This is a genomic window from Nocardia terrae, assembly GCF_009760405.1.
GTDB classification, from domain to species: Bacteria; Actinomycetota; Actinomycetes; order Mycobacteriales; family Mycobacteriaceae; genus Nocardia; species Nocardia terrae.
The window spans coordinates 732,087-744,483 of the sequence record NZ_WRPP01000002.1; the positions used below are offsets into that span (position 1 = coordinate 732,087).

A 12,397-nucleotide genomic window follows, 5' to 3' on the forward strand; every position below is an offset into this window, starting at 1 on the left:
GTCCCGTGTTGTGGTCCGGCGGCGTTTCGTTGGCGGCGATAGTCTCGAGGGTATGACGCAAGGGGAGGCCGCGGAGCGGCTGGAGCGGGAGTTCGGTGCGGTGCTGGATGGCACCACCATCGAGCGGATGCTCGACAGCTCCTATGCCAGTCTCGCGGCGGCGGGGACGGACTCGGCGCGGCTGCCGGAGTATGCGGAGCGGTTCGCGCGGGAGCGGCTGACCGCGTTGGCGCGGGCCGAGGGGCGGGTGGTTCGGAATGGGCCGACGGTGTTGTTCGTGTGCACGCACAATGCGGGGCGATCGCAGATGGCGCTGGGGTTCTTCAACCGGCTGGCCGGGGATCGGGCGGCGGGGTGGTCGTGCGGGTCGAAGCCGGGGGCTGCGGTGAATCCGCTGGTGGTGGCGGCGATGGCGGAGCGGGGAGTGGATATCGCCGAAGAATTTCCGAAGCCGTGGAGCGATGAGCTCATGCGGGCCGCGGACGTGATCATCGATATGGGTTGCGGGGACACCGATCCGATCATCGCCGGGCACCGGTTCGAGCAGTGGCCGCTGCCGGATCCCGCGGGAGAGGAGATCGAGGAGGTCCGCGCGATTCGCGACGCTATCGAGACGCGGGTTCGCCGCCTGGTTGCCGCACTCGGGATCGGTGGTTAGCCCACGCTGTTTCCGGGGCCGCTGACCTCCCGCGTTTAGGATGGTCGGCATGCTGGAGGTCAGACAGCTGAAGATTTTCCGGGCAGTGGCGCGGACCGGTTCGTACTCCGCCGCCGCCCGGCATCTCGGCTACACCCAACCCGCGATCAGTCAGCAGATCAAAGCCATGGAGCGACAGCTCGGCACCGCGCTGGTGACCCGCTCGGGACATCAACTCCAGCTCACCGAGGCCGGTGAAGCGCTCTGCCGGCACGCCGCGACCGTCCTCGGCAGCCTCGACGCCGCCGAAGCCGAGATCCGCGCGCTCACCGAATTGAGAGCGGGCAAGGTGCGATTGGCCACCTTCCCGAGCGCCTGCGCCATGCTGGTGCCCAAGACCATCGCCCGCAGCCAGGCTGCCGAACCGAATCTGAAGATCGCGCTGGCCGAGGCCGAGCCGCCGGAATCGGTGGCCATGCTGCGGGCGGGCGAATGCGAGATCGCCCTCACCTTCGACTACCCGAGCGGCAAGGTGCCCGACAGCGAAAGTTCTTGCGACGCGGGCAGTCCGGACCTCTCCGAGCTGAGCGTGTGGCCGCTGTTCACCGATCGGCTGCGAGTACTGCTGCCGCCGGGGCATCACCTGGCGGGCGAAGGTCGCCTGACGGCCGTGCATCTGTCGGAGCTGGCGAAGGAGAAATGGATCGCGGGCTGCCCGCAGTGCCGCGGTCACCTCGTCGACGTCTGTGCGGACGCCGGATTCCATCCCGACATCGTCTTCGCCACCGAGAACCTCGGCGCCGTCGTCGGTTTGGTCGCCGAAGGACTGGGTGTGGCGCTGGCCACCGAGCTGGCCCTGTCCGGCATCCCGGCCATGGGGTCGGTGCGGTCGGTGCCGGTCGAACCCGCCATGGAACGCCGCATCCTCGCGGTCACCCTCCCCAAACTGGAGAAGGTGCCCGCGGTGCGCTCGGTGATCGATGAACTGCGGGCGACCGTCCCGTTCGTGGAGACGGCCGTCACAGCCTGACAATTGTGTCTCGCGCGACACCCGATTTCCTGTCCGACCATTATCGATAGTTTCACCCCCTATTACGAATGGTTGGGGTTTATTCGCCCAGGTCAGTGCACAAAAACGGTTTGCTCGACTAGCGTTGGAGGCGCAAACAGGAACCGACATAGAGGTTGGAGCCATGGCACTGGCAATCGATTCGAAAACAACGCACGCGGTCGTCACCGACGATGCTCCGCCCGGCGGCTGTTGGCGAACCGCTGTCTCCGCCGCGGGCCCGGTCATGCTCGGATACCTGCCCGTCTCTTTCGCTTTCGGCGTGCTCGCCCCCACCTTCGGGGTCCCGGCCTGGGCGGCCATCGCCATGTCGGCCTTCGTGTTCGCGGGCTCCTCGCAATTCGCGGCACTCGGTCCGCTACAGGCCGGAATTTCGCCGATCTCCATTGTTTTCACCACTTTTCTGGTGAATTTGCGGCACGCGCTGTATTCGCTCACCGAGGCGCCGAATGTGGCCGGGTGGACGCGGCGCGACAAGATGGGTTTCGCCTGGCAGCTCACCGATGAGGCGTTCGCGGTGCATTCCACCGAATTCGCCAAACGACACCGGTCGGCCGCCGAATGCCGCGCCTTCAACTTCCTCATCCACTTCGCGTGGGCGGGCTCGACCGCCCTGGGCTGCGTGGCCGCCGAACTGATCCCCGACAGCAAGGCACTCGGCCTGGACTTCGCCCAGACCGCCATGTTCCTCGCGCTGCTGGCGATGATGGTCAAGGGCAGCCGGGAACTGCTGGTCGCGGTGCTGGCGGGCGGGCTCGCGGTCGTGCTGACCGTGGCCGGACTGCCGCTGTGGGCGGTCGTGGTGCCCACCGTCATCGGCGCCACCGTCGGGCTCATGCTCGAGCGCCGGGCGGCCGGTCGTGACACCGCGAGTGACGAGGACGTCCCTGCGATCGCCGAGGAGAGCCTGTCATGAGCACCACCACGCTGATCTGCGTCCTGGTCGGCATGACCGCCGTGACCTACGGAATCCGTTCCCTGCCTTTGCTGCTCGCCGATCGCTTCACCATCTCCGACTCGGTCCTGCACTGGATGGCCTACATTCCGCCCGCCGTGCTCGCCGCCCTGATTGCGCCCTCGGTGTTCGTCCCGAACGCCGAAACCCATGCCCTGAACCTGGATTGGGCCAACCCCCTGTTGCTCACCGCCTTGCCGACGCTGCTCGTCGCGTGGCGGACCAAGAACATGTACGCCACCGTCGGCACCGGTGTCGTCGTCCTCGCCCTGCTCCGCTTGGCGGGCCTCAACTAGCCCGCCCCGGGCCCTACCGAAGGAATCGAGATGACCACCTACATCCCCGGCACCACGCTCGTCGACGAGACCGACATCAACCGCTACGACCCCGAATACCGCACCTGGCTGCGCGAGGCCGTGCGCAAGGTACAGGCCGACGGCAACCGCTCCGCCGACACCCACCTGCTGACCATTCCGCTGCCCACCGAATGGGGTATCGACCTCTACCTCAAGGACGAATCCACCCATCCCACCGGCTCTCTCAAGCACCGGCTGGCGCGCTCGCTGTTCCTCTACGCGCTGTGCAACGGCTGGCTGCGCCCGGGCCGCCCGGTCATCGAGGCGTCCAGCGGCTCCACCGCGGTGTCGGAGGCGTACTTCGCCAAGCTGATCGGCGTCCCGTTCATCGCGGTCATGGCGCGCTCGACCGTGCAGGCCAAGATCGACCTGATCGAATTCCAGGGCGGCACCTGCCATCTCGTCGACAACCCCACCGAGGTGTACGAGGTGGCGGCCCAGCTCGCCAAGGAGACCGGCGGGCACTACATGGACCAGTTCACCTACGCCGAACGCGCCACCGACTGGCGCGGCAACAACAATATCGCCGAGTCGATCTTCCGCCAGCTCGAACAGGAGCGTTACCCCGAGCCCAGCTGGATCGTCGCCACCGCCGGCACCGGCGGCACCTCGGCCACCCTGGCCCGCTACGTCCACTACACCCAGCGCGACACCGGCATCTGCGTCGCAGACCCGGAGAACTCCACCTTCCTCGACGGCTGGCAGACCCTGGATCGGAATGTCACCTCCGACAAGGGATCCCGCATCGAGGGCATCGGCCGCCAGCGCGTGGAACCCAGCTTCATGCCGCACGCCATCGACCGCATGATGCGCGTCCCCGACGCCGCCAGCGTCGCCACCGTCCACCTGCTCGAGCGCATCCTCGGCCGCCGCTGCGGCGGCTCCACCGGCACCGGCGTCTGGGCCGCCTTCCAGGTCATCTCCGACATGCTCGCCAAGGGCGAAAAGGGCAGCGTCGTCACCCTGCTCTGCGACCCGGGCGAACGCTACCTCGACAAGTACTACTCCGACGCCTGGTTGGCCAAGGAAGGGATCGATCCGGCGCCGTATTCCCAACGGCTGGAGCACTTTTTGCTCACCGGTGACCTATCCCGCTGATTCCCACGAGTTCCCGGAGTTTCCTGGGAATTCGCAGATTCCGAGGCGGAAAGTTGGAGGCACACGTGGAGGTCGGTTCCCACGAGTTCTCGGCAGCGGAAGCGTGACAGCCGCCAACTGATTCCCTCGGAGTGGGCCCGAGTCCATGCCATCGTGGCACGGACTCGGGCCCACTGCTTTCCGGGGCGGAGCGAATCCGGACACGGCGTGTTGCCGATCCGACACTCCACAGCTCGGCGACGCGCTGAAACTCGCCGCCCGGGACGAGAAATAGGGAGGATCAGCAGCATGAGTCTCTACGGCGACCCGGTCACAACGGAGGATGGCGATGACGTAACCGTCGAATCGCACACCGATATAAGGGGACGCATGACCATCGAGGAGTTCATCGAGGCCCGGATCGCGGAAGACGAGCGCGTCGCCCGCAAGGCCGGCGAGCAACCCGGACCGATCTGGGATCACGCTCTGCGCGAGTCGTACCCCGGCATCTACACCCATGAGATCGACTGCGAGGAAGAGGTTTTCGCGCGCGTGGACTACGAGCCGACGGCCGACCACATAGTCTCTCATGACCCGGCGCGTGTGCTACGGCAGTGCGCGGCGATGCGCTCTGCGCTGGAGACGTTCGAGACCTTCGGAGAGGCCGCCGAGCTGCCGACGATCGGATGGATCGGGCTGCGAAACGGGGTTATCCGCTCGCTGGCCGCCATCTGGTCCGATCACCCTGATTACCGCGACGATTGGAAACAAGCAGATGAGCGAGCTGTGGGAGTGGAGCAAACCTGCACGGACCTATGAGGTTCGGCCGGACGGGCGCGCGCAACTGCGCGTGTTCCTGTCGGTCGGCGACCAGGCCCAGGCCGTGACCCCATGGCACAGCCACAAGAACCCGATGCTGCTGTCTGTAGCCGAGATTGCCCGCGACTGCGACCTGCCCGAGATCGAGGTCGTCGGCCGTGAATACACCGCAGCTGGCGACGAGAACGGACTGCGTGAATTCCAGCTCGTCCACGACCCCCGATTGTGAGCAGCTGCCTGATTCGCCTGGCACACCGCATCTACCTGCCGAAGGTCACCGAATATGCCACCGGCAGAGTGATTGCGGATTTCGCGGTGGAGTATCGGCGCATGGTCGAGGCGGGAGTGGAGTTCGTGACCGCGCCGCGAACCGAACCCTACGGTCGCGTCGCGGTCTTTCTCGATATCGCCGGGAACCGGTGGGACCTGCTCGGCCCGGCGGGGGAGTGACACGCGGCCCGATATCCGAAATGGGCCTATCGGTGGCTATGGGCCCCTGCCGCAGGGTCTTTGGGCGGTGATGAAAGGTTGCTGATCGGGGCATGCTCGTGGGGCCCGATCGGAGTATTCGAAGGAATCGTTCGCAGCGGCGGAGGAGGTGGTCGATCGAGCGGATCCGAGACATGTGGTGACCCTTGCCCCCGTGCGCGCACCCCCGATGTCATGTGATGACGGCGCGGCGGGGGCATTCCCGTGCCGGGGTATCAGGGGCGTGCAGGGGCGTCAGGGGAGCGGGGCGGTCCAGTGGACGTGGGTGCCGCCGCCCGCGCCGGGGGAGATGTCGAACGTGCCGCCGCGGCGGCGGGCGCGGACCTCGAGGTTGGCCAGACCGCTGCGGCGGGAGGAGCTTTCGTCGAGGCCGGCGCCGTTGTCGATGACCTCGACGCTGACATCGTCGGCGACGCTCAGATCGATGGAGATGCTGTCGGCGCCGGCGTGGCGCACCACATTGCTGAGGGCTTCGCGCAGCACCGCCTCGACATCGTCGGCCAGCGACAGCGGCAGCACCGAGAGCGGACCGGAGACGTGCACGGTGGTGCGGAGTTTCGTCTCGGCCGTCATCTCCGCGACCAGATCATGCAGGCCCTGATGCAGCGGGACCTGGCCGATGGCGGGGCCGTGCAGGTCGAAGATGGATTGCCGGATGTCCTGCACGATCGATTGGAGATCATCGAGACTCTGGTACAGCCGATCCCGGATCTCCGGCGAGCGAATGCGTTGCGCGGTGCCCTGCACGGCCAAGCCGGTCGCGAACAGGCGCTGGATCACCCGGTCGTGCAGATTGCGGGCGATCCGGTCGCGCTCCGACAGCACATCGAGCTCGCGCATGCGGAACTGGTTGTCGGCCAAGCGCAAGGCCAGCGCCGCCTGGCCCGCGAAGACCGTCATCATGGCGATGGCGGACGCGTCGAAATCGGGCTCGCCCGGGGCGCGCAGCACACAGAGCACGCCCAGCATGGATTGGCGCGCCCGCAACGGCAGCAGCAGCACCGGGCCGAACTCGGTGTGCAACTCCGGAAACGGGTTGAGCGCCAAGCCCTCGGTGACCATGCACTCGGCGGTGCGGAAGACGGTGCCGGTGTGCGAGCCCTCGATCGGAATGCGGCGCGAGAGCAGCGCGGAGGACGGCACGCCCGCGCCCGCCGACACGATCAGCTCGGTGACCGCGTTGTCGGAGAGCTCCAGATCCTCGGGCAGCGCCACGAACGTGCACACCGAATCGGTCAGCGTGAGAGCCCGATCGGCGATCAGTTCGATCACCTCCGCCGGGTCGCCGCCGCCCAGCAGCTCGGTCGCCACATCGCGGATCGACTCCAGCCACAACTGCCGCAACTGCGATTGCGCGTAGAGCCGCGAATTCGCCACGGCGATACCGGCCGCCGCCGCCAGCGCCCGCACCACCACCTCGTCGTCCTCGGTGAACTCGTGGCCGTTGACCTTCTCGGTGAGATACAGGCTGCCGAACACCTCGTCGCGCACCTTCACCGGGACGCCCAGGAAACTGTGCATGGGCGGGTGATGCGCGGGAAACCCGATCGAGGCCGGATGGTTCGAGAGATCCTTCAGGCGCAGCGGTTTCGGCTCCTCGATGAGCAGGCCCAGCACCCCGCAGCCGTGCGGCAGGTCGCCGATCAGCACCCGGGTGCGGTCGTCGATGCCCTCGTAGACGAACTCGGAGAGATTGTCGCCGCTGCTGCGGGTCTCGCGCACGCCCAGCGCACCGTAGCGAGCGTCGACCAGTTCGATGGCGGTGTGCACGATGGTGCGCAGCGTCTCGTCCAGATCCAGGCCCGAGGTGATCACCAGCATGGCGTCGATGAGCCGGTCCATCCGATCGTGGACATCGACGACCTGCGCGATGCGGTCCTGCACCTCGGCCAGGAGTTCACGCAGCCGCCATTGGGACAGGGCCTCGACCATCGGCGTTCTGTCACCGGAACGGGGCATTGGACCGCCCGACATGCGGGGGATTCTTCCACTCCGAGGATTTCACGCGCGACCAAAGCGCAAACATCCCAAGAGGTTCGGAACCGGCCGCCCCGGATGCAACCGCGCGCGCGAAATAACGAATTCTCGTGATGTGGGGGCCCGGGCTCTACCGGAAGTATTCATCTCATGAGCAGCACAGAGATCCGCACCTCCCGCCCCCACCGTCCTCGTCACCGGCGCTACCGGCGCTGTCGGCCGCCACCTGGTGAGCACGCTCCTCGCCAGCCGGGCCGCGGTGCGCGCTCTGACCCGTAAACCCGAGAACGCGAACCTGCCCGAGGCGGTGGAGGTCGTCGCGGGTGACCTCGCCGACCCGTCGACCCTCGGCCCCAACGTGTTCCAGGACGTCGACCGTGCCTTCGTCTTCCCCGCCCGGGGCGTCGAGGTGTTCATGGACGCGGCCGTCGCCGCGGGCGTGCGGCGCTTCACGGTCCTGTCCTCGCTCGCCACGGCCAGGGACTTCCCTCTCGACCATCCGCGAGCCGATCATGAAGATGCTGCTCGACTACTGGAGCGACACCCTCACCACCCCCGACCGTGTTCGCCCGGTCACCAGCGTCACCGGCAAGCCCGGCCGCACCCTGGTCGAGTGGGTCACCGACCATCGCGCCGACTTCACGGCGTGAGATCCCCGAGAAGACGGCCCGGCCACCAGCCGGGTCGTCTCCCGCTCGGGACTCAACGCGGTGGTTCGGCCATCTGCCCGGCGGTGTCGAGGTGCTGGGCGGTCAGTTCCGGCAGCGGGCAACCCCGGCGGCTGGTCGCGGCGATATCGCCCCGGCCCTCCGCGCTCCACAGCGGCGGATAGATCGCCAATCCCTGGTCGGGCGGCAGGTTTTCGGTTTCGGCGGCCCATCCGTCCCAGCGCAGGTCGGCGTAGAAATCCTCGAGACCGCCCCGCAGGACCCAGTCGACGAAGCTGGAATGCCCACCGCCCAGCGGTTGCCAGGCCAAAGTGTCGGGACCGAAATAGCAAATGCCTCCGGGGTTTCCGGGCAGCGCACCCCCGTTGATTGCGAACATGCCGCCGAGCACATCCACCGCCACCACCAGCGCCCCCGGTGATTCGCGCCCGGGTTCGGGGTCGGCCATCCGATTCATGGTCGCCACATCCGGCAGGTCGCCGTGCCCACCGCCGAGAATCCGCAACCAGCCGTGATCGACCACGAGGCCACCGGTATTGAGCACCAGCCCGCCGAGCACCGATCGTGCGGTCACCTGCAATCGGTACAGCGCGTCCCGGGCGCGAGCGGGCGTGGCGGGCAAGACCTCGACCGGAATCGCGCTGTCGGAGATCTTGCCCGCCAACTCGGGCCACGCGGGATCATCGGTATCGATGAGTTCGTCGATGTTTCGAACGGTCACGGTGACGATCGTCGCACAGCGCGCCGGTTCGCCCGATCGCGCCCGCACTGGAGAAGCCGCGAGATGATCTCGGCGCGTTGATCTTTCACCCGACGACCGCGCATGCGGTCAGTGTTCGTCGTAGTGCCCGTCGTGCTGGGCGTGATCATGTGCGCATTCATCGATTCGAGCGGGCGCGCGGTGCCGGTTTCGTCGAGCGCGGAAATTCGGTGGTGGGATCGGCGCTCGGATGGACAGACTGCGGCGATGGCAGCGAGGGGAACGGCCGGGCGGGCGGTTCGGGCGCGGGCGATCGGGTGGAGTCTCACCTCGTGGGTGTTGTTCGCCGGTTCCGGTCCGTTGGCCAAGGGCGTCATGGCGGCGGGCTGGTCCCCGGCGCAGGTGACCTCGGCGCGGATCGCGGTCGCCGCGATGCTGCTCGTGACGGTGGTCGCGGTGCTGCGGCCGCGGGCGCTGCGGTTCGGTCGCGGTGAGGTGGGGCTGCTGCTCGGGTACGGGCTGCTCGGCGTCGCCGGCGTACAGGTGTTGTTCTTCGTTGCGGTGGACCGGATTCCGGTCGGGGTCGCGATGGTGCTGGTGAATCTCGCGCCCGCGCTGGTCGCGCTGTGGGTGCGGACGGTGCGGCGCACTCGGTTGCCGGGGACGGTGTGGCTGGGGATCGGCGCGGCGGCGGGCGGATCGACCCTGGTCGCCCAGATCTGGCAGGGCACGCGAGTGGACCTGTTCGGTATCGCCGCCGGTCTGGGCTCGGCCCTCTGCTCGGCCGGATTCTTCCTGCTCGGTGAACACGGTGCGCGCAAACACGATCCGGCGGGATTGACCGCGATCGCCTTGGCCCTCGGCATGATTGCCGCGATGGCCCTCGCTCCGCCGTGGACACTGTCCCGCTCACTGCTCACGGCTCCGGTCGCGCTTCACGGCGCACGGATTCCGGCGTGGTCGGTGCTGCTGGTCCTCGCTGTGCTGGGCACGGTGGTGCCCTACCTGGCCGGACTGCATGCCATGCGGTACCTGTCCTCGGCGTCGGCCAGCGTGCTGGCCGTGGTGGAACCGCTCGTTGCCGCCGCCTTGGCATGGCTGTTGTTCGGCCAGTCGCTCGGGCCCGGCCAGCTGGCCGGGGCGGTGATCATGCTGACCGGTGCGCTGCTGGTGCAGGTGACGATGCCCTCAGGGCGTGAGGGGCTTTCGACGCGGGGTGATGACCCGCTGGCTGATCCGCCATCCGTCATCGGTTCGGATGATGGTGTCCGCGTAGGTGACGCTGCCGGTGGTGCCGTCGGTATTGACGGCCAGACCCTTCGATAGCGCCTCGGCGGAGTCGGCGCCGGTGGGGGAGACCACGATATTGGTGACGTGATGGGCGAGCGGGTTGTTGTCACCCAACTGGAGTGCCATGTCGCGCAAGGCGTCTCGGCCGGTGACCACGCCCGCTCCGAACGCGGTCAGGTCGTAGCTGACGGTGTCTGTGAACACCTCGTCGAAGCGTGCGAAGTCACCGGCATCGCTGAGATGTCCGTGCAGCGCCAGCAATTCGTGAATGGCGAGGCGGTCGGCTGGAGAGATCGGCATGGCCTCGAGTCTCGCCCGGGCGGTGACGTGACGCCAGTTCTTTTGCGGCCGGTCAGGCCAAGCGCAGCGCGGCGGCGGTGAGGCGCCAGAGGCGTTCGGCGGCAACGTCGACGGTGGGGCGGGGATCGGCCCGGAGTTGCTGGCCGATGCCGTGCCGGAGGCCGCCGATGACGAAGGCGCCGGCACTGTCGGGGTCGAGGTCGGCGGGTATCTCGCCGGTGGCCTGACCGCGGCGGATATTGGTCGCGGCGGCGTCGGCGAGATTACGGATGTAGTTGGCCTCGACCTCAGTGAGGCCCGGGTCGGGGGCCACCCGGTTGACGAGCAGGGCCGCCAGGGGATGGTCGAAGTGGTAGGCGACGAAGCGGTGGGTGCGTTCATGTTCGCGGGTGGCCCAGTCGCCGTCGGCGGGGAGGCGGTCGTCGGCGGTGGCGCGGCTGAGGCCCTCGTAGAAGTCGTCCCAGATCGCCGCGAGCAGACCGACTTTGGAGCCGAAGTGGTGGTAGAGCGCGCCGGTGCTCAGGCCGGTGCGGCGGGTGAGGGCGCTGAGCTCGAGGGTGCCGCCGGCATGGACCAACTCGTCGCGGGCGGCGTCGAGGAGTTGTTGACGTCCGAGGGGTGCGCGTGCCACTGTCGAACAATAACAGAACTCAGTTATGTAAAGGATGCCGGGGATGAGCGGAAAAGTGACGTCGCTGCGCGATCTGGATGGCGACCTGGCGGGGACGTATCGGCGCACCGAGAGCAGCGGTGCGGGAGTGGATGCCGCGGTGGTCGACGCGGATCTGGCGGCGGTGCTGCGGGACGGGTACGTGATCCTGCGCGATCTGCTCTCGCCCGCCGAGCTGGACGCCATCCGCGCAGACGTGGGGCCGCTGCTGGATCTCAAGGGGCGCAACAACTTCGAGGGACATTCGACGCAGCGGATCTACAGCGTGCTGAACAAGACCCGCACCTGTGACCGGATCGCCGATCATCCGCGCGTGCTGGCGCTGCTGGATCGGCTGTTCCTGCCGAACTACCTGCTGTCGATGCTGCAGGTGATCAATATCCTGCCCGGCGAGGACGCGCAGATGCTGCACACCGACGACGGGTTCTATCCGCTGCCGAGGCCGCGAAAGGCGTTGGGGGCGGCCACCATCTGGGCCATCGACGACTTCACCGCCGAGAACGGGGCGACCGATGTCGTTCCCGGCAGCCATCTCTGGGGTGATCGCCTGCCGGACGAATCCGCGCATCGTGAACCGGTGGTAATGCCCGCCGGTAGCTGCGTATTCTTCGTCGGCACGCTATGGCACGGCGGTGGCGCGAATCGTTCGCCGAATTCCCGCCTGGCCCTGACCGCTCAATACTGCGAACCGTGGCTTCGCCCGCAAGAGGCTTTCACGCTGTCGATGACGCGCGATACGGTCCGCGCGGTGTCGGAGGATATTCGCCGCATGCTGGGCTACAGCATTCATCCGCCCTTCATCGGGCAGGTCGACGGCATGCACCCGAAACGTCTGCTCGAACCCGGTGCTCAGCCCCTGTAGTGCTCAGTTGACGAGTTCATGGGCGAGCTCGACGGCGGCCTTCATATCCGGCGCGTACCCCACGCGCCAATTGAGCCGATCGATCGGAGTGACCGACACCTTGTATCGATCCTCGACATGCTCGAACTTGACGATGGCCCGCTCGCTCAATGGCGCATGAGTCTTCATGACATCCTCTCCTGACCCTGTAAAAGCGTCCGAGACGTAAGAAGAAATACCGAAACCAATAAAGCGGGCAGCTGCTTGCTCTCAATTAACTGTACGAGCGACCAGCTTCAGGAGATATGGGCAATTGTCCCATTCTTTCCCCACCCCCGCACTCGGGCGCGCCGATCCCACGACCAGCGACACAACAGCGACGCGCCGACAGTCATCCGCAACGACCCGACGCCGCGCCCGTCTCCCGGTCGGTTCCGATCCGCGCGACGCGACCGGAGTCGGGCAGCACTCGACCTGGGTTTGCGAGAGCCCTGATCCGACGTGCCGCGGATCAATCTCTGATTGCCCGGCGAGACTTCGCCGAGCCGG

15 protein-coding genes and 2 pseudogenes are annotated in these 12,397 nt (G+C 67.3%); 12 read left to right on the forward strand and 5 right to left on the reverse strand.

All coding sequences use genetic code 11. The features are described from left to right. Nucleotides 1-52: 52 nt before the first annotated feature. From GPX89_RS13290 to GPX89_RS43805, 8 genes are all read left to right on the forward strand, one after another. Entirely contained in the window at nt 53-658 is a 606-nt protein-coding gene (locus tag GPX89_RS13290) for an arsenate reductase ArsC (protein WP_157387751.1), read from the forward strand. A gap of 49 nt (nt 659-707) precedes the next feature. Beyond that, nucleotides 708-1,667: a LysR family transcriptional regulator gene (locus GPX89_RS13295; RefSeq protein WP_157387752.1), complete on the forward strand. Its 960-nt coding sequence runs from the start codon at nt 708-710 to the stop codon at nt 1,665-1,667. 163 nt (nt 1,668-1,830) lie between these two features. Then, nucleotides 1,831-2,622, forward strand: a complete 792-nt coding sequence (locus GPX89_RS13300; RefSeq protein WP_157387753.1) for an AzlC family ABC transporter permease — start codon at nt 1,831-1,833, stop codon at nt 2,620-2,622. Next, complete coding sequence (locus GPX89_RS13305) at nt 2,619-2,957, forward strand: AzlD domain-containing protein (protein WP_157387754.1); 339 nt, start codon at nt 2,619-2,621, stop codon at nt 2,955-2,957. The genes GPX89_RS13300 and GPX89_RS13305 overlap by 4 nt, the downstream gene beginning before the upstream one ends. A gap of 30 nt (nt 2,958-2,987) precedes the next feature. After that, a complete protein-coding gene (locus tag GPX89_RS13310) occupies nt 2,988-4,115 on the forward strand; it encodes a PLP-dependent cysteine synthase family protein (RefSeq protein ID WP_157387755.1) in 1,128 nt (375 codons plus the stop codon). 288 nt (nt 4,116-4,403) lie between these two features. Continuing rightward, on the forward strand, nt 4,404-4,913 hold the full coding sequence (locus GPX89_RS13315; RefSeq protein WP_157387756.1) for a DUF6221 family protein: 510 nt from the start codon (nt 4,404-4,406) through the stop codon (nt 4,911-4,913). After that, nucleotides 4,870-5,142 (forward strand): hypothetical protein, encoded by a 273-nt coding sequence (locus GPX89_RS13320; protein WP_157387757.1) that lies wholly within the window; start codon nt 4,870-4,872, stop codon nt 5,140-5,142. The genes GPX89_RS13315 and GPX89_RS13320 overlap by 44 nt, the downstream gene beginning before the upstream one ends. Further along, nucleotides 5,139-5,363 (forward strand): VOC family protein, encoded by a 225-nt coding sequence (locus GPX89_RS43805; RefSeq protein ID WP_198347398.1) that lies wholly within the window; start codon nt 5,139-5,141, stop codon nt 5,361-5,363. Before GPX89_RS13320 ends, GPX89_RS43805 begins: the two co-directional genes overlap by 4 nt. 273 nt (nt 5,364-5,636) lie before the next feature. Here the strand turns inward: GPX89_RS43805 and GPX89_RS13330 are convergent, their stop codons facing one another. After that, nucleotides 5,637-7,334, reverse strand: coding sequence for a sensor histidine kinase (locus GPX89_RS13330; RefSeq protein WP_198347399.1), 1,698 nt, complete (start codon nt 7,332-7,334; stop codon nt 5,637-5,639). 241 nt (nt 7,335-7,575) lie between these two features. Here GPX89_RS13330 and GPX89_RS45420 point away from each other — a divergent pair. Both GPX89_RS45420 and GPX89_RS45425 read left to right on the forward strand, forming a co-directional pair. After that, a pseudogene (locus GPX89_RS45420) lies at nt 7,576-7,857 on the forward strand (SDR family oxidoreductase); the annotation flags it as partial. Between the two features lie 34 nt (nt 7,858-7,891). Beyond that, complete coding sequence (locus GPX89_RS45425) at nt 7,892-8,029, forward strand: hypothetical protein (protein WP_198347465.1); 138 nt, start codon at nt 7,892-7,894, stop codon at nt 8,027-8,029. A gap of 52 nt (nt 8,030-8,081) precedes the next feature. Here the strand turns inward: GPX89_RS45425 and GPX89_RS13340 are convergent, their stop codons facing one another. Continuing rightward, nucleotides 8,082-8,768: a DUF2625 family protein gene (locus GPX89_RS13340; RefSeq protein ID WP_157387759.1), complete on the reverse strand. Its 687-nt coding sequence runs from the start codon at nt 8,766-8,768 to the stop codon at nt 8,082-8,084. Nucleotides 8,769-9,014: 246 nt separating this feature from the next. Here GPX89_RS13340 and GPX89_RS13345 point away from each other — a divergent pair. Then, nucleotides 9,015-9,908, forward strand: a pseudogene (locus tag GPX89_RS13345) (EamA family transporter); the annotation flags it as partial. Between the two features lie 27 nt (nt 9,909-9,935). Here GPX89_RS13345 and GPX89_RS44550 read toward each other — a convergent pair. Further along, nucleotides 9,936-10,337: a nuclear transport factor 2 family protein gene (locus GPX89_RS44550; RefSeq protein ID WP_157387760.1), complete on the reverse strand. Its 402-nt coding sequence runs from the start codon at nt 10,335-10,337 to the stop codon at nt 9,936-9,938. A gap of 52 nt (nt 10,338-10,389) precedes the next feature. After that, nucleotides 10,390-10,968 carry a TetR/AcrR family transcriptional regulator gene (locus GPX89_RS13355; RefSeq protein WP_328601790.1) on the reverse strand — a complete coding sequence of 193 codons (579 nt, stop codon included), beginning with the start codon at nt 10,966-10,968 and terminating at the stop codon, nt 10,390-10,392. A gap of 43 nt (nt 10,969-11,011) precedes the next feature. Here GPX89_RS13355 and GPX89_RS13360 point away from each other — a divergent pair, with 43 nt between their 5' ends. Then, nucleotides 11,012-11,869 carry a phytanoyl-CoA dioxygenase family protein gene (locus GPX89_RS13360; RefSeq protein WP_157387761.1) on the forward strand — a complete coding sequence of 286 codons (858 nt, stop codon included), beginning with the start codon at nt 11,012-11,014 and terminating at the stop codon, nt 11,867-11,869. 3 nt (nt 11,870-11,872) lie between these two features. Here GPX89_RS13360 and GPX89_RS13365 read toward each other — a convergent pair whose 3' ends face one another. After that, a complete protein-coding gene (locus GPX89_RS13365; protein WP_157387762.1) occupies nt 11,873-12,037 on the reverse strand; it encodes a hypothetical protein in 165 nt (54 codons plus the stop codon). Nucleotides 12,038-12,397: the final 360 nt, after the last annotated feature.